The sequence below is a fragment of the Roseibium sp. RP-7 genome (assembly GCF_053005225.1).
The window spans coordinates 2,577,919-2,599,211 of sequence record NZ_JBRKQA010000001.1 but is presented as its reverse complement, the minus strand read 5'-3'; the positions used below and the strand labels follow the sequence as shown (position 1 = coordinate 2,599,211).

The 21,293-nt window shown below is 57.4% G+C and carries 18 protein-coding genes, 2 tRNA genes and 1 riboswitch; of the genes, 8 read left to right on the top strand and 12 right to left on the bottom strand.

Going from position 1 to position 21,293, the window contains the following annotated elements; translation table 11 throughout:
* Nucleotides 1–91: 91 nt before the first annotated feature.
* Nucleotides 92–1,483 (bottom strand): TolC family outer membrane protein, encoded by a 1,392-nt coding sequence (locus tag ACVDG9_RS11725; protein WP_447238033.1) that lies wholly within the window; start codon nt 1,481–1,483, stop codon nt 92–94.
* A 210-nt stretch (nt 1,484–1,693) separates the two neighbouring features.
* Nucleotides 1,694–2,356 (bottom strand): protein-L-isoaspartate O-methyltransferase family protein, encoded by a 663-nt coding sequence (locus ACVDG9_RS11720; RefSeq protein WP_031268553.1) that lies wholly within the window; start codon nt 2,354–2,356, stop codon nt 1,694–1,696.
* Nucleotides 2,357–2,606: 250 nt separating this feature from the next.
* Here ACVDG9_RS11720 and ACVDG9_RS11715 point away from each other — a divergent pair.
* From ACVDG9_RS11715 to ACVDG9_RS11705, 3 genes are all read left to right on the top strand, one after another.
* Nucleotides 2,607–2,680: transfer RNA gene (locus ACVDG9_RS11715), tRNA-Cys, on the top strand.
* 187 nt (nt 2,681–2,867) lie between these two features.
* Nucleotides 2,868–3,233, top strand: coding sequence for a hypothetical protein (locus tag ACVDG9_RS11710; RefSeq protein WP_022998757.1), 366 nt, complete (start codon nt 2,868–2,870; stop codon nt 3,231–3,233).
* 98 nt (nt 3,234–3,331) lie between these two features.
* Complete coding sequence (locus ACVDG9_RS11705) at nt 3,332–4,462, top strand: carboxylate-amine ligase (protein WP_447238032.1); 1,131 nt, start codon at nt 3,332–3,334, stop codon at nt 4,460–4,462.
* 32 nt (nt 4,463–4,494) lie between these two features.
* Here ACVDG9_RS11705 and ACVDG9_RS11700 read toward each other — a convergent pair whose 3' ends face one another.
* Nucleotides 4,495–4,737, bottom strand: a complete 243-nt coding sequence (locus ACVDG9_RS11700) for a hypothetical protein (RefSeq protein WP_447238031.1) — start codon at nt 4,735–4,737, stop codon at nt 4,495–4,497.
* A gap of 325 nt (nt 4,738–5,062) precedes the next feature.
* Here ACVDG9_RS11700 and cobD point away from each other — a divergent pair, with 325 nt between their 5' ends.
* Nucleotides 5,063–6,064, top strand: a complete 1,002-nt coding sequence (cobD, locus tag ACVDG9_RS11695; RefSeq protein WP_022998760.1) for a threonine-phosphate decarboxylase CobD — start codon at nt 5,063–5,065, stop codon at nt 6,062–6,064.
* A 9-nt stretch (nt 6,065–6,073) separates the two neighbouring features.
* Complete coding sequence (gene cbiB, locus ACVDG9_RS11690) at nt 6,074–7,051, top strand: adenosylcobinamide-phosphate synthase CbiB (protein WP_447238030.1); 978 nt, start codon at nt 6,074–6,076, stop codon at nt 7,049–7,051.
* 1 nt (nt 7,052) lies between these two features.
* Here the strand turns inward: cbiB and ACVDG9_RS11685 are convergent, their stop codons facing one another.
* The 6 genes from ACVDG9_RS11685 to cobU are packed head-to-tail and all read right to left on the bottom strand — an operon-like array spanning nt 7,053 to nt 14,994.
* Nucleotides 7,053–8,543, bottom strand: coding sequence for a cobyric acid synthase (locus ACVDG9_RS11685; RefSeq protein WP_447238029.1), 1,491 nt, complete (start codon nt 8,541–8,543; stop codon nt 7,053–7,055).
* Nucleotides 8,544–8,549: 6 nt separating this feature from the next.
* Nucleotides 8,550–8,849 carry a YrhK family protein gene (locus ACVDG9_RS11680; RefSeq protein WP_022998763.1) on the bottom strand — a complete coding sequence of 100 codons (300 nt, stop codon included), beginning with the start codon at nt 8,847–8,849 and terminating at the stop codon, nt 8,550–8,552.
* A gap of 50 nt (nt 8,850–8,899) precedes the next feature.
* The gene (gene cobO / locus ACVDG9_RS11675) at nt 8,900–9,538 is read right to left on the bottom strand and encodes a cob(I)yrinic acid a,c-diamide adenosyltransferase (RefSeq protein ID WP_022998764.1); all 639 of its coding nucleotides are present in this window, start codon (nt 9,536–9,538) and stop codon (nt 8,900–8,902) included.
* Nucleotides 9,535–13,293, bottom strand: a complete 3,759-nt coding sequence (gene cobN / locus ACVDG9_RS11670) for a cobaltochelatase subunit CobN (protein ID WP_447238028.1) — start codon at nt 13,291–13,293, stop codon at nt 9,535–9,537. Before cobN ends, cobO begins: the two co-directional genes overlap by 4 nt.
* A 34-nt stretch (nt 13,294–13,327) precedes the next feature.
* Nucleotides 13,328–14,446 carry a cobalamin biosynthesis protein CobW gene (gene cobW / locus ACVDG9_RS11665; RefSeq protein WP_031268560.1) on the bottom strand — a complete coding sequence of 373 codons (1,119 nt, stop codon included), beginning with the start codon at nt 14,444–14,446 and terminating at the stop codon, nt 13,328–13,330.
* Nucleotides 14,443–14,994 (bottom strand): bifunctional adenosylcobinamide kinase/adenosylcobinamide-phosphate guanylyltransferase, encoded by a 552-nt coding sequence (gene cobU / locus ACVDG9_RS11660; protein ID WP_447238303.1) that lies wholly within the window; start codon nt 14,992–14,994, stop codon nt 14,443–14,445. The genes cobW and cobU overlap by 4 nt, the downstream gene beginning before the upstream one ends.
* A 33-nt stretch (nt 14,995–15,027) precedes the next feature.
* Nucleotides 15,028–15,245, bottom strand: a riboswitch (cobalamin riboswitch).
* 334 nt (nt 15,246–15,579) lie between these two features.
* On the opposite strand from cobU, the gene ACVDG9_RS11655 reads away from it, so the two are divergent.
* Nucleotides 15,580–15,655 (top strand) — tRNA-Asn (locus tag ACVDG9_RS11655).
* Nucleotides 15,656–16,020: 365 nt separating this feature from the next.
* Entirely contained in the window at nt 16,021–16,929 is a 909-nt protein-coding gene (locus tag ACVDG9_RS11650) for a cupin-like domain-containing protein (RefSeq protein ID WP_447238027.1), read from the top strand.
* A 66-nt stretch (nt 16,930–16,995) separates the two neighbouring features.
* On the opposite strand, the gene nagA is transcribed toward ACVDG9_RS11650, so the two are convergent.
* The 3 genes from nagA to ACVDG9_RS11635 are packed head-to-tail and all read right to left on the bottom strand — an operon-like array spanning nt 16,996 to nt 19,954.
* Entirely contained in the window at nt 16,996–18,150 is a 1,155-nt protein-coding gene (gene nagA / locus ACVDG9_RS11645) for an N-acetylglucosamine-6-phosphate deacetylase (protein WP_447238026.1), read from the bottom strand.
* Nucleotides 18,147–19,187 carry an SIS domain-containing protein gene (locus ACVDG9_RS11640; protein WP_447238025.1) on the bottom strand — a complete coding sequence of 347 codons (1,041 nt, stop codon included), beginning with the start codon at nt 19,185–19,187 and terminating at the stop codon, nt 18,147–18,149. Before ACVDG9_RS11640 ends, nagA begins: the two co-directional genes overlap by 4 nt.
* Nucleotides 19,188–19,192: 5 nt before the next feature.
* Complete coding sequence (locus ACVDG9_RS11635) at nt 19,193–19,954, bottom strand: GntR family transcriptional regulator (protein ID WP_022998780.1); 762 nt, start codon at nt 19,952–19,954, stop codon at nt 19,193–19,195.
* 205 nt (nt 19,955–20,159) lie between these two features.
* Between ACVDG9_RS11635 and ACVDG9_RS11630 the strand changes: the two genes are divergently transcribed.
* Nucleotides 20,160–21,041: an N-acetylmuramic acid 6-phosphate etherase gene (locus ACVDG9_RS11630; protein WP_168686899.1), complete on the top strand. Its 882-nt coding sequence runs from the start codon at nt 20,160–20,162 to the stop codon at nt 21,039–21,041.
* Nucleotides 21,042–21,293: the final 252 nt, after the last annotated feature.

The window sequence follows — 21,293 nt, the reverse complement described above, 5'->3', positions numbered from 1 at the left end:
AATTTGTCAGGATGATCAGCCGAATAACAAAAGCGGCTGAAGATCTTTCGACCGTCAGCCGCCATCGTGAAGAATATAAGTTACCAGTTTCTTACCGGCCATCCGGCGTGCGCAGACCAAACCACTGGTCCCGCACAGCCTCGTAATGCTGCTTCGGATTGTAGCGGGCAACGTTGAGGCCAAGTGATTCAGCGTCCAACCGGCCAATCGAAGCAACCAGCTGATATCCGCTGACAATCCGGTTGCGCTGCGCTGTTACGAGATTGGACTGCTGAATGACCAGTTCGCGCTGAGCGTCAAGAACGTCGAGCGTGGTGCGCTGACCGACGCGTTGCTCTTCAATAACGCCTTCCAGGGCCAGCTGCTGTGCTTCGACGGCGGCCTGGGCTGCAACGATGGAAGCTTCTGCCGCCTGGTAGTTACCCCAGGCGGAAATGACGTTGGCGCGAATCTGATCGCGCGCCACATCCAGCTGCAGACGGGTCTGGCCCAGCTCTTCCTTGGCCTGCCGCACACGCGACGACACGCCACCACCCTGGTAGAGCGGAATGCTGACGTTACCGAAGATCTGCGCATTATCGCTGTAGTCGGTCGTTGCAGACGGGTTCCACGATCTGGAAATGCTGCCATCCAAGGTGACGGTCGGCAGAAGTTCGCCTTCGATCGTCTTGGTGTTGAAAATGGCGGCATCGACAAGGTGTTGCGCCTGACGGATCAACGGCTGATGTGTTTCACTCAGCTGCATCGCCTCGTCAATGGACTTGGGAACGTAGCGGCTGATCGACGTATCCGCCGACAGGCTGCGTGCCTCAACGCCGATCACCTGACGGTAGATGGCGCGGCTTGTATTCAGGTTGGCCATCGCGGTGTTGAGGCTGGCGCGGGCTTCGGCAGCGCGGGCTTCCGCCTGGCTGACGTCCGTCCGGGTGCCCTCACCTACGTCGAACCGGTCACGTGCGGCTCTTACCTGTTCCTGAAGGAAGGCAAGGTCGCTGCGCTGAAGCGACACCAGAGCCGTATCCCTGATCACATCCACGTAGGACGTTGCCGCATCCAGCAGCGTGTCCTGCTCCGTCGACATCAGGCTTTCACGCTGAGCACGCACGACAGCTTCTGCCTGACGGGTGGAATTGATCGTCCGGAAGCCGCGGAACAGGGTCTGACTGATCGTCAGCGAGATCGACGCATTGTTGCGATAGTCGATCGCCGAGTCGGCCCCGGCTGCGAGGCGTCCGGCCGCTGCGGATGCTGTCACGGTTGGCCGCCAGCCCGTAAGTGCCTGAGGCACATTCTCATCCACACCACGAAGCTGCGCACGCGCCGCGTTCAAGGTGGGATTGTTCGAATAGGCAAGCGCCAGCGATTCTCTGATGGTTTCAGCATCAGCGGGAGACAGGGAGGCACCGGTCAAGGCGGTGGCGGAAACGCCACCCAACAGGCCAACAGCAATGGTCAAAACTTTTAGAGTTGAACGACCAGACACCCCACACTCCTTCCGGGTCAACCTACTTGATCCTGTTGAGTAAACTGATGGGTGTTATTCTTCAACCGTTTGAGAGCGGATAATTGCGAATTTCCGCGAGTGCGGCTTAATGGCAACAAGTTATCGCTGCGTTAAGCCATTTCTCCGCTTTTAAAGCAAAAACCCGCCATCATTCGGCGGGTTTCTGTCAGTCCGGACCAAATTGATCGCTCAGAAAACGAATTCGTCAGCCTTGTCGAAGCCAGGAAGCACGCTAACGGAGGCATTGAAACCGAATCGGCTGCTCACCGCAGAACCCGATTTCTGGTAGAGTTTGGCGACGCCAGCACCACCGCGTCCTTCAATCACTGCCAGACGTCCAGTCGGTTTCAGCTGGTCAGTCAGAGCCTTTGGCAGCACCTCGACGGCTCCGTCCACGAAAATGACGTCGTAAGGGCCTTCGGAAGAATAGCCTGCTGCCAGTGCGCCTTCCACGACAACCGCATTTTCGATGCCGAGATCGACCAGAACCTCGGTTGCCGTCTTGGCAAGGTCCGGATTTTCCTCAAGAGCCACGACGGAAGCAGCAAGTTTGGAAACGACTGCAGCGCTGTAACCGGTGCCAGCTCCAATGACCAGAACGACATCGCCTTCCCGGATATCCGCCAGTTGAACCAGCTTTCCGAAAATATGCGGTTTCATCAGCATGCGGCCGGTTTCGACTGCTCCAATCGGCAGATCTTCGTCGATATAGGCAACGGCACGTTTGGATGCGGGAACGAAGCGCTCGCGCGGCACCACTTCCATTGCGTCCAGGATCCGGTGATCGGTCACATCGTTGGTGCGCAGCTGGTTATCCACCATCTTGCGGCGGGACTGATTAAAGTCCGTCATATCGGCCCTCACTTTGACATGCCGGATTACCGGCGCCTCTTGAGAAACGTTCATTAGCGATGCAAAGGCTGCCTGACAAGTATCCGCGCGAGCAGATCCTGCGATGGCACCCGGTTTCTGCGGAAAATAAGCAGCAACTCATGGCTTTCCTCAAATCGATAAACGGCAACGGTGGAAATGTGTACGACGTTGAAAACAGGGCTTGACCAAATCGCGCAACTGTTTGATAAGGCGCGGCACACCACCTAGGGGCCCTGTGGCGGAGTGGTGACGCAGCGGATTGCAAATCCGTGTACACCGGTTCGATTCCGGTCGGGGCCTCCAGACACTTTTTCAGATCATTGCATGTTTTCAGGCGTTCGTTGTCTTGAACGAGGCCGATGCTACATCTTTCCCTAGCGTCATGTTAGCTTCTGTCCAGAAGCCTTGAAAAAGGGGATGTGCCATGAAAACACCAGGTGGAAGTCCGCCAGCGCCAGGCAAACCGGCGCGAGTGATCACGACATCAACCATGAAACGCGTTGAACCGCCCCGGCCGCGCAAGACACCGCAAGCGGTTTCCGCGAGCGACAATACCGCGGCTCTTGTGGAAGCCTTGCGCCAGCGCATCAATGACCTGGAAAACCGAATAGCTGATCTGGAAAGCGTGATTTCGCTACAGAACCAGGATGTCATCATCAGTGCGCCGAAAAGCGTGCTCATCCAGGGCATGGACACTGTCGAGATCTCGGCCGGCAGCAAATTCAAGGTTTCTGCCAGCATGACCGAGACAAGCACTCCCATCGCCAGGTTTTCCGGCATTCTTGAGTGCGACATCGTCAAGGCGAACACGGTGATGGGTGCTGCCTATACGCCTGGCGCGGGTAACATCTGGTAGTTTTTGGCAAGGATCCGGGTGTCGATCGTTTCTCAGGTGCTCCATCCGCATTTATCCTGCCTTGACCGAACGCTGTAACAGCACGGAAGCTGCCTAGCATGAAGGAACCGAGTTTCAGCATTGGCGTCGAGGAAGAATATCTCCTCGTCGACAGATCGACCCGCATGTTGGCGAGTTCGCCGCCACCGGAACTGTTCAAGGCCTGCGAAACCGCCCTCGAAGGACGGGTCAGTCCTGAATTTCTGAAGTGTCAGATCGAGGTTGGAACACCGGTTTGCTCCAGTCTGCAGGAAGTCCGCGCGGAACTCGGCTATTTCCGCAAGACCATTGCGCGCGAGGCGGCAGTGTTCGATCTGGCGCCGATTGCGTCTTCAACCCACCCCTTCGCCGACTGGACGGACCAGCCGCACACAGACAAGGAACGTTACAACGAGATCGCCAGGACCATGCAGCTCGTGGTCAAGCGTATGGTGATCTGCGGAATGCATGTTCATGTCGGTATCGAAGACGAAGAACTGCGCATTGAGCTGTTCAATCAGCTCGCCTATTTCCTGCCGCACCTGCTCGCACTCAGCACTTCATCCCCGTTCTGGCGTGGTCGGAACACCGGCCTGAAGTCCTATCGCCTGTCGGTTTTCAACGAAATGCCGCGGACCGGCCTGCCACCCGGATTCGACAGTTACTTCGACTATCGGCACACGGTCGACATCCTCGTTCGCGCCGGTGTCATCGAAGATGCCACCAAGATCTGGTGGGACCTGCGCCCCTCCGACCGGTTTCCGACACTGGAAATGCGCATTACCGATGTCTGCCCGTTGCTTGACGATGCCGTCGCCATAGCGGCGACTTTCAGATGCCTGTGCCGCATGCTTTACCGCTTGCGCCGCGCCAATCAGGGTTGGCGGCAATATTCACGGTTTCTCCTGGCGGAAAACCGCTGGCAGGCACAACGACACGGCACAAATGCACAACTGATCGATTTCGGCCGCAACGAAACGGCAGCCTTTCCGGACATGATCGAGGAACTGATTGAACTCATTCTTCCGGACGCAGTTCATTTTGACTGCGTGTCCGACGTGAACCATTTGAGGCAAATCGCCGCCAGGGGCACCTCCGCAGAACGCCAGCTGGAACTGGCTGGTGATATTCCTGAAGACGGTCACCTGCCCCAGGACATTCTCGACAGGATTGTCGACCAGTTGATTTCCGAGACCCAACGAGGGCTTTGATCAATCCAATCGTGGGTCGGCTCTCGCCACGATCAACCGGGTTGTCTTGGCGGCGTTCCGTGGGCGCCTGTGTGAAAAAACTCGGTCGAACCGGTCAGTACAAAGGCAAATTCGTCGATTTCCTCTATCACCGCAGCGGCAGAGCGCGACAGTCCGGATCTGGGGCGCATGCCGCGCTGCGCCTTGATCAAGGCCTGCCGCGCCAGCGCAAGCTGAGCCAGCAGGGTGTCGCGTTCCACGTCCTGCAATGGTGAATGGTGGCTGGTCTTTGCCATCAGGGCGTCCTTCGGTGCACATTGTTCTCTTTTTGTTCTTTTTTCTGCACTTTGACGGATCTGTCAATGCGCCCAAAGTTGCGTCGCCTTCGGCCGTACCCGCCTCCCTTGCACCCTAATGACAGAAGTGCGGCACCGAACCCTGATAAATGTTTGAAAAGGCAGGCAACATGCGCATAACAGCCTTTGGGACAGGACGAACCAAAGCGCAGGACGTTCTTGCGGCAACGCATGTCGGGAACCGTCTGTACTTTTGGTCTCCCTACCGGCTAGATGAGTAACGAAAGGCAGATCGGCCGACCTGCCAACTGCAAGAGGCATTTTCATGGAACACGGCGGGGATTTGACCCTTGCGATTGAGCGCTTTGGCGGAACGCATGACGATTGGCTGGATTTATCAACCGGGATAAATCCATACAGCTATCCCGTGCCTGACGACCTGCCGCTGTCCACCTGGACCAGCCTGCCGGCACGCGGGGCCGAAGAACACCTGATTGCAGCTGCTCGCCAAGCTTATCGCATTCCCGACAATCTCGCTGTCTGTGCAGCGCCTGGAACACAGGTCCTGCTGTCGCTTCTACCGACCATCCTTCCTGAAGGGCCGGTCGTTCTCGCCTCACCCACCTATACCAGCCACAGGGATGCCTGGACGCGGGAAAGCCGAGCACCTATCGAAGTATCCAGCGTCTACTCCCTGCCCGCTGATGCAAAGATCGTGGTTCTGGTCAATCCGAACAATCCGGACGGACGTCTGATAGATGTCAAAAGCCTGATCGAAATCGCGCGGACACTGAGCGCACGCGGCGGTTATCTGGTGGTGGACGAAGCCTTTGCCGATGTCGTACCGGGCGCCACCTTGCTGCCGCACATCGGAACCGAAAACGTTGTCGTTTTGCGGTCCTTCGGAAAGTTCTTCGGTCTTGCGGGACTACGGATCGGCTTTCTTGCAGGCGAAAAAACCGCCATTTCCAGAATGTCCGGCCTGCTCGACAGCTGGAGCCTCAGCGGACCGGCACTGGAAATCGGGGCCAGGGCACTGCGTGACAGCACCTGGCAGGATCGGACAACCAGGCAGTTGATCGAAGACATGGCGGACCTGACAGTCGCACTTTCCGAGGCAGGCCTCAGTGTCTTCGGCGGCACCCCTCTCTATGCGCTTGCCGGTCTGCGCAATCCAAAAGGCCTGCATGAGGCCCTTGCCCGCAGAAGGATCTGGACGCGGATCTTCGACTACGCACCAACCTGGATCCGCTTTGGCCTTCCAGGTGGACCGGAAAATCTCAAACGTCTGACAGACGCTCTTGCAGAAGCGCTAAAAGAGGTCTGACGGACCGGGATGCTGCTTTACGACCACGCTCTCTGGCTGCTTCTCGCCGCGCTGTTGCTGGACGCCCTGATCGGTGACCCCGACTGGATGTGGCAACGTCTGCCGCATCCGGTTGTCTGGATCGGCAAGTTGATTGGCCTGTTCGACCGGCATTTCAACAAAACGGAATTCGCACCGGCAACGCGCAAGCTCGGCGGCGTGCTGACACTCCTGGCGCTGCTTGTCAGCGCCGGACTTGCCGGCGTCGTCATTGAGGCCGTTGCGAAGTGGCTGCCATATGGCAGGGTGCTCGAAGCTGTCGTAGCTGCGGTGTTTATCGCCCAAAACAGTCTTTACCGTCACGTGGCAGCCGTGCGGGATGGCCTGTTGAAGGACGGGTTGGAAGGTGGCCGCAAGGCGGTTTCCTTGATTGTCGGGCGTGACCCGAACCGGCTGGACGAAGCCGGTGTCTCGCGGGCAGCCATCGAATCCTGCGCCGAGAATTATTCCGACGGTATCGTGGCGCCCGTATTCTGGTTCGCCGTGCTCGGCCTGCCCGGATTGATCGTCTACAAGGCGGTGAATACAGCCGACAGCATGATCGGCCACAAGAACGAGGTTTATGCCGACTTCGGCTGGGCGGCTGCCCGTTTCGACGATCTGGTCAATCTGCCCGCCTCGCGCCTGGCGGGGCTGTTTATCGCCTTGTGTGCGCCCTTGTCCCGGGGCTCGGTCCGCAAGAGCATTGCCTGTATTCTGGACGACGCCCGCAAGCACCGCTCACCAAATGCCGGTTGGCCGGAGGCTGCCATGGCAGGCGCACTGAACCTGGCTCTTGCAGGACCGCGGATCTATCCGGGTTACACCGTCAATGACCGGTATCTGAATGCGAGTGGACGAAAGGATGCGAGGGCAGAGGATATTTCGCGCGCCTTGAGGATCCTCATTGGCTGCTACGCACTCGAAGCGTTGCTGATTGCAGGTCTGGCGTTATTGCTGGCCTTCTAGGTCAGGCGTTTTCAGCCGCGCCGCGTGCGATCTTCAGGATGGCCTCCACGTCGAGGACGCTGTCCAGATGCCCTGCAAGGTCGTCCAGAATCCGGTCGATGTCCTGATCGTAGCTGAGGTCGGAGCGGACACCGAAGGCATTCAGGTATGCCGTCCGGAAGGCATCGTCGGTGAACAGGCCGTGAATGTAGGTTCCGTACACTCGGCCATCCGCTGAGACCGCACCATCGGACCGACCATCATCAAGGCGCATCATGGGATGGGCACAGTCTGGCCCGGACGTTCGGCCGACATGAATTTCGTAGCCGGAGACAGGGGCTCCGCTGGCAACATGGGTCGCGCGTGCGGCAACGGTCGATTTATCTGCCGTCAGGATGGTCTCGACATCCAGATAGCCCAGGCCTTCGACCGTTCCGGGGGATCCCTCGATACCGTCCGGATCCGAGATGACCTTGCCCAGCATCTGATATCCACCGCAGACGCCCAGGATGTGCCCGCCCCGTCGGTGGTGTGCCTTGAGATCTATGTCCCAACCCTGTCTGCGGAAAAAGGCAAGGTCACCAACAGTGGACTTGGACCCGGGCAAAAGCACGACATCGGCGTCTCCCGGCAACGGGGTGCCCGGTTGAACAAGCTCAAGCGTAACACCCGGTTCAAGCCGGAGCGGATCCAGGTCGTCGAAGTTGGCGATCCGCGAGATCACGGGAACAACGATCTTGAGCCCCCCGTCACCAAATCCGTCCGCCAGACCGAGCGCATCTTCTGCCGGAAGTTTCGCAGCATCCGCAAACCACGGGACAACACCGACACCTTGCCAACCGGTACGCTGCTCGATTTCTCGCAAGCCTTCGTCGAACAGGCTCGGGTCTCCCCGGAACCGGTTGATGAAGAAGCCCTTGATGCGCTGCCGTTCGTTTTCTTCCAGCACAGCACAGGTTCCGACGACTGATGCAATAACCCCGCCGCGATCTATATCCGCACACAGGATCACCGGCAGATCCGCCGCCTCGGCAAATCCCATGTTGGCGATGTCTCCAGAGCGGAGATTGATTTCCGCAGGGCTTCCTGCCCCCTCGACAATCACCAGATCAACACCTGAGGCGTTTATTGAAAAACTCTCCAGAACCTTCGGTAATAATTCAGCTTTCTGCTTTCCATATTCGCGCGCCCGCATCGTGCCATGTCGTTTGCCCTGCACGATTACCTGAGCACCGGTGTCGGTTTCGGGCTTCAACAGAACGGGGTTCATGTGAACGCTCAACGGAACGCGGCAGCCCATGGCCTGAAGCGCCTGGGCCCTGCCGATTTCGCCGCCGTCGGCTGTTACGGCAGCGTTGTTTGACATGTTCTGCGGCTTGAAAGGGCGAACGTTCAGGCCACGGTTGGCAAAAAGACGACACAGACCGGCGACGATCAGGCTTTTGCCAACATTCGAGCCTGTGCCCTGGACCATGATCGCCGGTACCTTGCCGGCCGCTTTTGTCTCAACCATGCAACGTCAATCTTTGCCGAATGGTGCTGCGCCATATGGCCGAAATTCGCTTGGCACCGGAAGATTGGCGAGCCGCAGTTCCAGCATCAAGCGAACCGTCGGCCGAACGGCAAAGAGAACCGATCCGATCACGAACAACCATGTTCCTGCGTACATCAGGCTGTCGTAGAAAAAGAAGACGCTGCCGACAAGAAACGTCAATGCAGCCAGAAATTCGACAACGGTTCGGTAAAGTTCGTATTTCCGGACCGTTTCCACATGCGCCTGCGAGGCCGTGCGAAGACTGTGGTCGAATAGCTTGCTCATCCTCGATCCCCTTTGATTACCTCTGGGTTTCGTGATCCAAGTGCCCGGGTTTAAAACTCGATGCCTTCCTGTGGTTTCACACCAGACCGGAAGGGATGTTTTATCTGGGTCATGTCGGTGACAAGATCTGCAATGTCGATCAGCTCGTCCTTGGCATTTCGCCCAGTGATGACGACATGCACATCGTCCGGTTTTTCGTTCTTCAGGAAATCGACCACTTCGGCGATATCCAGATAATCGTAGCGCAGAACGATGTTGAGCTCGTCACACAGGATCAGGCGGTATTCACCGGATGTGATCATGTCCTTGGCGGCTTGCCAGGCTTCGTTCGCCGCATCGATATCCCGCTGCCGGTCCTGTGTTTCCCACGTGAACCCCTCACCCATCCGTTTGATCGTGACGAGATCGGAGAACCGTTCCAGAGCCATGCGCTCACCGGTTTCGATCCGCCCCTTCACGAATTGCACCACGCCCACCTTGTGGCCGTGACCGAGAGAACGGAACACCATTCCGAAACCGGCTGTCGACTTGCCTTTGCCCTTGCCCGTGTGGACGATCAGCAAGCCCTTTTCGATGGTCTTGGTCGCCATGATCTTGTCACGTGCGGCCTTCTTCTTGCGCATCTTCTCGGCATGGCGGGCATTGAGTTCTTCTTCGGTCAGTTCCGGCTTGTCCTTGTCGGCGGTCACGATGCGTCCGTCCCTTCCAGTCTTGTTTTCAAATCATTCAGCGCAGCATGGGTCGAATTGCGTCGCGGCGTCCAGAGGCCGCGTTCAATTGCTTCATGAAAGCGGTCCAGCATTTCGGTGAGACCCGCCGGATTGGCGTCCTTGAGGAAATCCAGAACTTCTTGGTTATCCACGTAGGCATCATACAGCTGGTCAAAATGGTGATCTCCCACGGCCCGGGTGGTCGCGGCAAATGCGAACAGATAGTCGAGCGTCGCAACCATCTCGAACGCGCCCTTGTAGCCATGCCGCATGACGCCTGCGATCCATTTCGGGTTTGCCGCACGAGCGCGCACCACGCGGCCGATCTCTTCCGAAAGGGTGCGGACCACCGGACGCTCAGGCCGCGAATGGTCGTTGTGGTAGACCGTCGGTGCTTCGCCTTTCAGTGCTTCGACAGTCGCTGCCAGTCCGCCCTCGAACTGATAATAGTCGTCGCTGTCCAGCAGATCGTGTTCGCGGTTGTCCTGATTGTGCAGGACTGCGTCCACGGTTTTCAGCCTCGTTTCGAGATCGTGCCTGGCGACGGAGCCTTCCGCACCGCCACCGTAGGCGTAACCACCCCATGTCAGAAAGGCATCGGCAAAATCCGAACGTTCCTCCCAAAGCTTCTCGTCGATCAGCGCCTGCAGACCAGCACCATAGGCACCCGGTTTTGAGCCAAAGACACGGAACCCGGCCCTGCGTTCGGCTTCGTTCTTGTCCAGCCCTTCAGCTTGAAGCCGTGCACTTTCCGATCGCATTCGTGCGGCAATCGGATTGGCTTCGTCCGGTTCTTCAAGCGCACCGACCGCACGGGCGGCGCTGTCAAAAAGATCCATTTGATGCGGGAAGGCATCACGGAAAAACCCGGAAACCCGCAAGGTAACGTCGACACGCGGTCGTCCAAGTTCTGAAAGCTTCAGAATTTCGAACCCGGTGACACGGCCCGAACCCTGCTCCCACACCGGACGCGCCCCTATAAGCGCCAGCGCCTGGGCAATGTCGTCACCTCCGGTTCGCATGTTGGCAGTGCCCCAACATGTCAGGACCAGCGATTTCGGCCATTCGCCTTCTTCCTGGAAGTATCGTTCTGCAACAAGAGATGCGGATTGCCAACCGAGCCGCCATGCGGTTTCGGTCGGCACTGCACGTACATCGACGGAGTAGAAGTTCCGGCCAGTGGGCAGCACATCCGGACGCCCACGCGAAGGCGCGCCGGATGGCCCGGGGGCAACGAACCCACCTTCCAATGCCGTCAGCACTGCGCTTGTTTCAGCGTGTCCGGAGCCGGTTACAGCCGGCCGCAGAACCTGGTTTAGATCATCCAGAACAGCAAGGGTCGATTGCCACGCCTCAGGCACTCCGCGATTACCCGCAACGATTTCGCGGGCAAGAAGTTCGATACGTTCGACCGTATCACCTTGCGATCTCCAGGGAGCCTCCAGAACATTTGCGAGGTGCTCCGGTCGACACTGCTGCCAGGGGGCAGCAAAATCGCAATCCAGTGGATCAAAGCCTTCAAAACCGAGGTCCGAAGCGATAGCCCTTTGCAGGCTCTGCTGTTCCGGCCTGTTGCCGCGCGGTACCCTTGCCAACGCAACCAGCAGATCCATCAGAAGATCGCCTTCGGGACTTTCGCCAAGAATATGCAGCCCGTCCCTGATCTGCAGTTCCTTCAGGTCGCACAAGTGAGCGTCGAGGCGCGCAAGGCGGGTTTCCTCGTCCATGGTCTCGGTAATACCGATATCCTTGTCCAGACCATGCCGTGCAGCAGTGTCCAGGATGTCCCGCGTCAATGCCTTAAGGCGGCGCGGGTCAACGCCGCTCGCCAGATAATACTCATCAAGCAGCGTCTCCAGCTCTTCGGCAACGCCATGGCTCTCCGCTCGGGCCAAAGGCGGTGTCAGGTGATCGACGATGACGGCCGAGGTCCGTCGCTTGGCCTGCGCCCCCTCACCTGGGTCATTGACGATGAACGGGTAGATGTTCGGAATTGGCCCCAGAACGGCTTCCGGGAAACAGCTTTCAGCCAGGGCCAGTGCCTTGCCGGGCAGCCATTCCAGATTGCCGTGTTTGCCGAGGTGAATGACGGCATCGACCGCGAATTGTTCCCGCAGCCAGATGTAGAAGGCAAAATAGTGGTGCGGCGGCACCAATGCCGGATCGTGGTAGGTTTCCTTCGGATCGATGTTGTAGCCACGCGCCGGCTGAATACCGACCACCTGATTGCCGAACCGGTGCAGGGCCAGGCGGAAATGGCCATCCGTTACATGAGGATCGTCCGACGGCACTCCCCAACGTTCAACAACTGCTGACCGAACAACGTCGGGCAACCTGTCGAAGGAGCGCTCGTAGTCCTGAAGCGACAAGGCCTGATATTCGTCCTTGCCTGATCGGCCTTCCAGGGCATTGGTTACGCCCGAAGTCAGGATTTCCATCAGATCTGCGGAGCTTGCTGGAACCTTGCCGGCGTCATAGCCCGCGGCGGCCATGGCCTTGAGCAAATGAACGCATGACGCAGGCGTGTCGAGCCCTACACCGTTGGCAAGACGCCCGTCCCGGTTCGGATAGTTTGCCAGGATAAGGGCCGACTTCTTGGCCGCAGCCGGTTTCCGGCCGAGTTTCCCCCAGGCAGCCGCAAGCGCCGCGGTAAACATGATCCGATCCGGAACAGGCGTAAAGGCAACCGGCGTCGACTGGGTGGCCTCATCGAAGACCCCTTCTTCCTTGAAGGAGACAGCACGGGTCAAGATCCGGCCGTCAATCTCCGGCAAGACGACATGCATGGCGAGGTCACGTATCGACAAGCCCTGATCGCTGTCTTCCCAGCCCTCTTTGGAGGAAGACGAAAAGACGACCTGCAGCACAGGTTTGCCGGGTCGATCGAGCGGTGTCGGCTGATGGGCTGCGCCGGCCTTCGAGACGGCGAAGGCAGTACCGTTCAAAACGACATCAGGCGGTGCCTCATCGAACAGGCTTTCCAGAACGGCGACGGATTCCGCTTCCTTCAGGCTGGAAACATAGATCGGCAGTGCATTTACGCCGGCTTTGTCGAGAGCAGCGATCAACGCATCCAGTGGTGCGGTTTGGGCACCTTGCACCAGAGCACGGTAGAACGTGATCGCTGCAACAGGTCTTTCAGGATCCCGCCAGGAGGCCTTCAGTTGCGCTATATCGGGGGCGGCCTTGCCAGCAAGATAGATACCCGCGCGAGGAAGAGGCACCGGATGCGCGGGCTCTTCTCCCTTTCCGATCAGGTGCGCTGCATATCTCAAGGCATTGGCGTAATTCTCCGCGCCGCCTTCCACACAATATCGCCAGAAGCAATGCACTTCCGCTGGTGATCGGGTGGAGCGGGACGTCAGTTCTTCGTCCCACTTGTCGTCGCCTGGAATGACAATCAGATCGATGCCATTCGCGCGGACTTCTTCTTCAAACCTTTCCAGGCCGTAGCGCCAGTACTCCACTCCACCCAGAATTCGCAGAACGATCAGCCGAGACCCACGGACGGTCTGTTCGGCATAAAGATCGACCGAATAGGGATGCGACAAGGCCATGAGATTGGCGAGCCGCAGGCCTGCCCGGCCTGTTCCAAGCCGTGATTGCGCAGCGGCAAAGCTTCCCAGTTCGGTGTCTGCAGCGGACAGGAACAGAATGTCGGCTGGAGACTGGCCGAGATCGACCGCGTCCCCACCGTCATCGATCCGGCGCGTCTGGCTGGCGAGAATGTGCATGCTTGGTCTTTATTTCCAGCTTCTATCCAGCGTGTCAGGCAGCAGCCGTCAATTCACCCAGCAGGCCACGAACCGCAGTCAGGTCGAGGCCCTTCAAACCGATCACGACCAGTCTGCCGCTGCTCTCAGCGCCGGCGGCGAACCAGGTTTCGACACGCGGTCCGACAGCTTGAACCATTGCAGGTGCTGCCTTGCCCTCGATTTTTACAGCCCCCTTGATGCGCAGGACGCCTTTTTGCGCCATGGCTTCCAGAACCTTTGCCTCTGCATCTTTCAGGCTGGCGAAAGATGAGACAGCCAGCACGTGACTTTCAAAATCATCGTGATGGTGATGATCGTGATGATGGTCGTCATGGTGATGATCATGATCATCATCGTGGTCATGGTCGTGGTCGTGATCATCATGATGGTGATGATGCTCGTGCCGATCTGCCATATCGTCCTCGGCAGCAGAGCCCCTGCCGAGCAGAACTTCAATCGGAAGCGTGCCTTTTTCGGATGTCACCACGTGAACCGCCGGACGAACATCGGCGGCGATCTTCTCATGCACCTGTTTCAAAGCGTCTTCGGAGACGAGATCAGCCTTGTTCAGAACGACGAGGTCTGCGCAACGCAATTGGTCGTGAAAGAGTTCTTCAACAGGACTGTCATGATCAAGAGCCTCGTCGGCGGCACGCTGCGCGGCAAGTGCATCTTCATCAAGTGCGATCCGGCCTTCGGCGAGTGCTGCAGCATCCAGCACCGTGACAACACCATCTACCGTTACCTTCGGCTTGACGCTCGGCCAGGAGAAAGCGCGAACGAGCGGCTGCGGCAGAGCCAGGCCAGAGGTTTCGATAACAATATGCTCCGGCGGATTGTCCCGCGCGAGCAGCATTTCCATGGTTGGCAGGAAATCGTCGGCAACGGTGCAACATATGCAGCCATTGGTAAGCTCAACCACCTCTTCCGCGGCGCAATCGGGATCAGCGCATCCATTCACCAGGGAACCGTCGAAGCCCATGTCCCCAAACTCATTGACAATAAGGGCAATGCGTTTGCCATTGGCATTGGTAAGCAAATTGCGGATCAGCGTGGTCTTGCCTGCTCCGAGAAACCCAGTGACGATCGTTGCCGGAATTTTTGCGCCCGGCTGCAGGGATGAAGTGGTCATAATTTGATATCCGGTTGTGATGTGGGTTTCAAAAGTATCGGCAGGCCCGCAGCAACGAAGACGACCTGTTGGCACCTATGCGCCATATCCTGGTTCAGTCGTCCCTGCACATCGCGGAACGACCTCGACAGACGGTTCTCCGGCACGATCCCCATACCAACTTCGTTGGAAACGAAAACGCACGGCCCCTGAAGACCCTTCAGAACCGCGCAAAGCCGCGCCGTTTCGGCGGGAATGTCCTTGTCTGCAAACAGCAGGTTCGACAGCCACAGGGTCAGGCAGTCAACAAGAACCACCCGGTCTTGCCTGCATTCGTTTTCAAGCACGGCCGCAAGTTCGAGCTGTTCTTCCACGGTGAGCCAAGACGGGCCGCGTTGATCTTTATGAGCGGCGATCCGGCTGGCCATTTCATCGTCGTGGGCAGCACCAGTCGCGATATAAATTTTTTGCAGACCGGTTTCATGGACAAGCTTTTCCGCGAACCGGCTTTTTCCGGAGCGGGCACCGCCGAGGACCAGCGTCGTCCTCTCGCCGTTTGAATGCGTCATTCCTTCTCCCAGCCGTCCGCCCGACAGCGCCATAGGGTTGACAATGTGACGGCCGGTCTCCTGGCTTGCGGCTCAGCGCGGTCTGTACCCCTTCCCGGCCCCATCAGGACGCCAGTGGTTTTCGTACAGCCACTCACCGCTCACAGTTGCGGGGGCAGCTCCGGATCTGGACTTGAAAAAGACCGCACCGGATTCCCGTTTCATCCGGATCAGGCAAGGCCTTTTCCGGAACCGTCGGTTTCTTCCTAAACGTATCTTGAGGCCGACACAAGCAGCAGAAAGTCGCTGACGGCTAACCTTGAAAATCGGCCAGGCAATCAAGACGGACGCCTTCTTGCGCCAAAGTCAGAAAAAGGCACAGCCGATTTAGTCTGCCCGGGGTGTTCCAATCGTCGCGAAACGTAGGGTTTTCCAAGCTCGACAGAACACCTAGCCATCTGAAATATATCGAGTTTTCCACACCGAGATCAAAAAAATGACGGCTTGATGAAAAAAACGCCCTCGGGGGCTTGGCAAACGGATCAAGCCTTTGATATACGCATCTCCATCGACGGGGCGGCAACGCGCTGGCCCCGAGCGTGGTGATCCCCAGTAGCTCAGTTGGTAGAGCAAGCGACTGTTAATCGCTGGGTCGCTGGTTCGAGTCCGGCCTGGGGAGCCATCACCACCTCTTCTTAATCCTCCCGAATGCTGTATTTCTGAAGGCTGGGACACCGTTCAGTGTCCGGGTTGATCTTATTCACGTTTGATCTTGCAGCAATCTGCACCGCCTCAAAAATCGACAGCCATTTGATGCGAGCGCGTCTTTCGCAGCAGTAACGTTCCGCACCATCTTCCTAAACAACATTTCCTGGGTACGTTTATAGCGAAGATTGCGCCTCCAGTGGCTCTGTGTTGTTGAGTAGCGCTTCTTGATAAAGCTTCAGGTTGCTCCTATCGTGATTTTTCCAAAGGGAGCATCATGGAAAATCGCAGCAAAATCCAGCACCCCTGAACCCGCAAATCTTCAAATGCGTGGTACCTTTTATGAGCGGCGACAACACACACACCATTGCCACCGTAACCGCAGCACCAGGTTATGCCGAATTTCTTGAAGCCTACTGCGACAAGGAACAGCCCCTGCTGATAAAAGGTCTAGCGAAAAACTGGCCTGCGCGGGAAAGGTGGCAATCCGGCCGATTACGAGCAGAACTCCATACGCTGCCAAAGGTCCGCGACAGAGGTGTCTTTTTCGTCAGCCGCTCCCCCGTACTCGAACAAGATATCGAGATGCCGGATTTCCTGAAGGAGATCCTCGCGTCCGATCGGATAATGCAAGATTCCGTTGCCTGGAGATTCTGGATCAACAGCAGGAACAACCGGACAGAGTTCCACTACGATACCAACGCCGAGAATGTCATCACCGTACAGGTGAAGGGCCGTAAGGAATGGGTACTGGTTTCGCCCGAAACACCGTTACCGTGCTACCCGTTCACCAACTTCTCTTTACTGAAAGACGAAGAGCGATTGCTTCGGAACAAGCGATTCTACAAATTCGATCTGGAGGAAGGTGATCTTCTCTATCTGCCTCCCCATTGGTACCACCGGGTGGTTGCCAAGGAAGACGAGAACATCAACATCAATTGGACTTTCACGAAACGCGAAACCTCGGTCATCTCGAAGGAATTCAAGCGTGACATGGAGCGGTGCGGCCTGCTGCATTCATTCAAGAACAGTGATTCAGCGCTGGTTCGGCGCTGTTACGAAACCGCTATCCGCGCCCTTCCAAATGTTGGCGGTATTGGCTGGGGTCTGAAATCGTTCATTTCATCGCCCTACAAGCCAAGCCGCGGAGCGTTGGTCAGCCGCTTCTTCAAGGAATTGCTGCAAATACCGAATACACTGCTGACACTTCCAAACGTTCGCTCAACGCTGAAAAAGGTCGACAAGACCTAACCGGCGAACGCGCTGCCAATCCCTCAAGTTTGGTGCGGTATGTAGACCACCAGCATATATGCCGGGCTACGTATTCGAGAATTGCTCTCCCGCAATCCATACGCCCTCGACCTCATAGGAATTGCCAAGCTGTACGAAGTCAGCCGGATAGCCTTCTTCGAAACGACCGAGCGGGCGCCCGAGAACGTCCGCAGGATCACTGGTCGCCATTGCAAGAGCAGCTTCGACCGGAAGCTCGAGTGTACCGGTGAGAAACTTCAAGGACGCCGGCAAATCTATATCGGCGCCGGCAAGCGTGCCGTCTTCGAGGGTCAATGTGCCATCGCGGCGAAAGATTTCCCGACCTCCGAGAAAGAAGGACGTAACATCGGTGCCGGTCTGGGACATGGCGTCGGTAACGATAAAGATCCTGCCCGGGCCAGTCTTTGACTTGAGCGCAACCCGCATCGCGACCGGGTCGACATGGACACCATCAGCAATGATGCCCACGTTGAGCGCGCCCAGATCGAGCGCGGCGCCCACAAGGCCGGGTTCGCGGTGTTGCAACGGGCTCATGGCGTTAAAAAGATGGGTGACCATCGAAGCACCCGCTTCAGCAGCTGTCTTGCACTGCCGGTATGTTGCTCCGCTGTGGCCAAGACTGATGTGAATTCCCGCGTCAGCCAATTCCCGCATCTGTTCTGGCGGCACCGTTTCCGGTGCAACAGTCATGATGAGGCTTGGCAATTCCCGCGCCGCGCGCTGGTAAAGCGCCATATCTTCGCGGTTCAAAGGCCGGATCAGATTCGGGTCATGCGCCCCCTTGCGCCCCGCGAACAGATGCGGCCCTTCGAGATGCAGACCGTGAAACCCCTTCACACCCCGCGACCAGGCGGCAATTCCCAGATCAACGACTTTTCGCGTCACCTCGGGCGTGTCCGTGATCAAAGTCGGTGTCAGGGCTGTTGTACCGAGGCTGACATGGGCGGCGCAAATACGTTCGATATCGTCGACTGTTTCCGCATCCCCCAGCATCAAGCCACCGCCGCCATTGACCTGCAGATCGATCAATCCCGGTGCGAGAATGCCGTCGCCAAGATCGACAGTCTCTACGCCAACTGGAACCTGATCGGCAGAAAGAAGGCCAGCCACCTTGCCATTTTCGACAAGCAGGGCAGCATTCGCATGGATTTTCTCACCATCGAAAACCCGGCTGCAGAGATAGGCGGTTGTGGAGGTCATACGGTCTGGGTGACTTTCTTCAGGTGCTTGGGAACGTCCGGATTGAAACCGCGTTGCCGTGCAAACCATTCGATGAAGGCGTAGAAAGAAACAATCTGCACCAAGGCGTCGGTCAATGGATGCCCGGTTGCCTGGAACGCCAGCTTTTCCGCCCGCTCCACCTTGTCGGTCGTTGCAAAAACACTTCCACCCTGGTCCACCATGCGATCCGCAGCCTGGGCTAGCCCCTCTTCGGCTGCATCGCGCACACCAAGTGCCAGGATCGGGTAACCGTTTTCGACGATCGAGACAGGACCGTGCATTACCTCGGCGGACGAATAAGCCTCCGCATGGATCTGGCAGGTTTCCTTGAATTTCAGCGCAGCTTCATTTGCGATAGCCAGACCAGGTCCGCGTCCAATGACATAAAGCGAACCCCGCTGCTCGATCGGCTTGGCAAGCGCGCGCCAGTCCTTGTCGATTGCTTTTTCAAAGTGCTCCGGCAAGGCAGCCAACGCGTCGAGCAGTTCCTTGTCAGCTCCGATTTCCGCCAAAAGCAGCAGGCCCGCCAAGACGGAATTGACGAAGGTCTTGGTCGCCGCGACGCTACGCTCAGGACCTGCACAAATATCGATCGCGGCGCTGGAAAGCTTTGCCAGTTCACTTCCCGACGTGTTGGTAAACCCTACCGTGAAAGCCCCCTGCGCGGTTGCACTTTCCACAACCGAGAGACTGTCCGGGCTGGCGCCGGATTGGGAAATTGCAATCACAAGAGCCTCACCCAGCTTGACCTTGCCACCGTAAACCGAAGAAACGGATGGGCCGAGAGAGGCCATGGCAAGACCAAGGTAGATCTCCGAGGCATATTTGAGAAACGTCGCAGCGTGGTCAGAAGAACCGCGAGCGACGCTTGCCAGGAACACCGGCGCGCCTGCCCTCTTTGCAATGTCGCGGATCAACGGGTGTCCATCGGCCAACAGACGGCGCGCAGCGTCCGGGATTTCTTCGATTTCCCGGCGCATGTGCGTCGGCGTGGCCATGGTACTTGCTTCAATCATCAGGATTAGTCTTCCGAAATCTGAAGTTCGGCGATGAAGTCATATGCATCGCCGCGGTAAACGGAACGGGTGAATTCGACGACATTTCCGGACGCGAGATAGGACACGCGTTCTATTTTCAGCCCGGCAGACCCGGCCGGCACACCGAGAATGTCGGCATCGATAGGCTCAAGATTGCGGGCTGAAATGCGCTGGATAGCGCGAACAGGCTGCAAGCCGGCCGTGCGCAGGATGGCATAAAGAGACGTGGTGACCCGCTCCGGATGAGGCAGGACGCTCTCGGAAAGAGAGGCACGCTCGATTGCCATCGGGGTGCCGTCTGCCTTGCGAAGCCTGTCGACGCGGGCAACGCGCTGACCGGACGTGAGACCGAGCGTGAACATTTCTTCGGGCGAAGCTGGAAACAGTCCGCGGCGCAGCCACTCGCTGCTGGCGGAAAGACCACGGCGTGCCATATCCTCGGAAAAGGACGTCAGGCTGGAAAGGCGCTGTTCAACTTTATGCACCTTTGGTGCAACGAAGGATCCGCTACCGCGCTTCTGGACAACGACCTGATCCTCAACAAGACCGGCAACTGCCTTGCGCACCGTCACACGGGACAGATCCGTAATGGAGGCAATCTCGCGTTCCGACGGAAGCGGCTCATTCTCCTTCAGCACGCCGTCGTCAATAGCCTGCTGAATGCGCCGCCGCAGCTGCAGGTATCGGGGACCGCTGGAATTCGCCAACCAGTCACCATTTTCCAGCAAGGAAATGAAGTCAGTCATGAAAAGGGGCGCCTTAGGAGATGAAAATAATACCTTTCAGATACCAATTTAAACTCTATCGAAACCGAAAATCAAGTGTTAAAACAATTTCCGAACCTGCATCACCACTGCTGGAGCACCCAACGGAAACGTTCCAGGCGCGTGATTGCCTTGAGAGACTTAATTCCGCGATACGAAACTTGGTGTGCCTCCGAGTTCCTGAACCATGAATTTGCCGACGACCGAAGACCGCGATCCGATTTCCATTGGCCTGTCCAAAAAGTCTGATGAAGACGTCCTGTCGCTGCTGCTGCAACGGCAGAAAGATGCGCTGAATGCCACCGAAACGGCCATTCCGGAGATCGCAAAAGCCGCCGAAGCACTTCAGACAGTCACTGTTTCAGGTGGAAAAATCGGTTATGCCGGCGCCGGCAGTGCCGGACTGACAGCCCTGGCGGATTGCCTGGAATTGCCGGGAACGTTCGGCTTTCCCGTTGAGCGCATGCGCATGCTCTATGCCGGGGGGGCTGCAAACCTGCTTCACCTTGCCGGCACATATGAGGACGACGAGGAAGCCGGCTTCGCTGACTTTCAAAAATCAGGCCTTGGAGAAGGAGATATCCTGATTGCAGTTTCTGCAAGTGGATCAACTCCTTATACTCTTGGCACGTTCAGAGGTGCACAGTCGGCAGGCACAAAAACCGTTGCATTGGCAAACAATCCTGACACTCCCCTCCTCCGTCAGGCGGATTTTCCGATCTTCCTGAAAACACCTCCTGAAATCATCGCAGGCTCTACACGTCTCGGGGCGGCAAGCGCCCAAAAAGCCGCACTCAACATGATCTCTACATTGGTGGCACTGAGGCTTGGACACGCAGTTCGTGGCCACATGGTCAACCTGGTTGCGGACAATGAAAAACTGCGCCAGCGCGCTTATCGCATCCTTCAGGATCTGACGGGCTGTACGGCAGAAACTGCAGCGGAAAAGCTCCAGCAGGCCCAAGGCAGAGTGAAGGTTGCGGTTCTCATGATTCGAGAAGGCCTCGACGCTGAAAGCGCCGAAATGTCGCTCAACGAACACAGCGGAAACTTGCGTCCTTTCCTTTGACGCGTGCCCGCGCTTCCAACAGACACCTGGCACATTTTCGAACATAATCTCGTCCGCAAACAGCAGGCTGGGCCTTCTCACGGCACTATTGAGCTTGCGCGATGTAGCCGTTGTTTTTGACAGGTGTCAGCCGCCCAATTCCTTGAAAAAATGATGCCAATTTCTTTTTTTGGTTTACTACCAATGCGATTGGTTGCATATTGGTATTATAACTGGACGTTAACAAATATAACCCAGAGGCGTTTGAACAGG

Excerpts from the sequence above, each read along its gene's own strand:
- ACVDG9_RS11720 (WP_031268553.1), bottom strand. The coding sequence starts at position 2,356 with ATGACGGACTTTAATCAGTCCCGCCGCAAGATGGTGGATAACCAGCTG.
- ACVDG9_RS11710 (WP_022998757.1), top strand. The coding sequence starts at position 2,868 with ATGAAACGCGTTGAACCGCCCCGGCCGCGCAAGACACCGCAAGCGGTT.
- ACVDG9_RS11705 (WP_447238032.1), top strand. The coding sequence starts at position 3,332 with ATGAAGGAACCGAGTTTCAGCATTGGCGTCGAGGAAGAATATCTCCTC.
- ACVDG9_RS11700 (WP_447238031.1), bottom strand. The coding sequence starts at position 4,737 with ATGGCAAAGACCAGCCACCATTCACCATTGCAGGACGTGGAACGCGAC.
- cobD (WP_022998760.1), top strand. The coding sequence starts at position 5,063 with ATGGAACACGGCGGGGATTTGACCCTTGCGATTGAGCGCTTTGGCGGA.
- cbiB (WP_447238030.1), top strand. The coding sequence starts at position 6,074 with ATGCTGCTTTACGACCACGCTCTCTGGCTGCTTCTCGCCGCGCTGTTG.
- ACVDG9_RS11685 (WP_447238029.1), bottom strand. The coding sequence starts at position 8,543 with ATGGTTGAGACAAAAGCGGCCGGCAAGGTACCGGCGATCATGGTCCAG.
- ACVDG9_RS11680 (WP_022998763.1), bottom strand. The coding sequence starts at position 8,849 with ATGAGCAAGCTATTCGACCACAGTCTTCGCACGGCCTCGCAGGCGCAT.
- cobN (WP_447238028.1), bottom strand. The coding sequence starts at position 13,293 with ATGCACATTCTCGCCAGCCAGACGCGCCGGATCGATGACGGTGGGGAC.
- cobW (WP_031268560.1), bottom strand. The coding sequence starts at position 14,446 with ATGACCACTTCATCCCTGCAGCCGGGCGCAAAAATTCCGGCAACGATC.
- cobU (WP_447238303.1), bottom strand. The coding sequence starts at position 14,994 with ATGACGCATTCAAACGGCGAGAGGACGACGCTGGTCCTCGGCGGTGCC.
- ACVDG9_RS11650 (WP_447238027.1), top strand. The coding sequence starts at position 16,021 with ATGAGCGGCGACAACACACACACCATTGCCACCGTAACCGCAGCACCA.
- nagA (WP_447238026.1), bottom strand. The coding sequence starts at position 18,150 with ATGACCTCCACAACCGCCTATCTCTGCAGCCGGGTTTTCGATGGTGAG.
- ACVDG9_RS11640 (WP_447238025.1), bottom strand. The coding sequence starts at position 19,187 with ATGATTGAAGCAAGTACCATGGCCACGCCGACGCACATGCGCCGGGAA.
- ACVDG9_RS11635 (WP_022998780.1), bottom strand. The coding sequence starts at position 19,954 with ATGACTGACTTCATTTCCTTGCTGGAAAATGGTGACTGGTTGGCGAAT.
- ACVDG9_RS11630 (WP_168686899.1), top strand. The coding sequence starts at position 20,160 with ATGAATTTGCCGACGACCGAAGACCGCGATCCGATTTCCATTGGCCTG.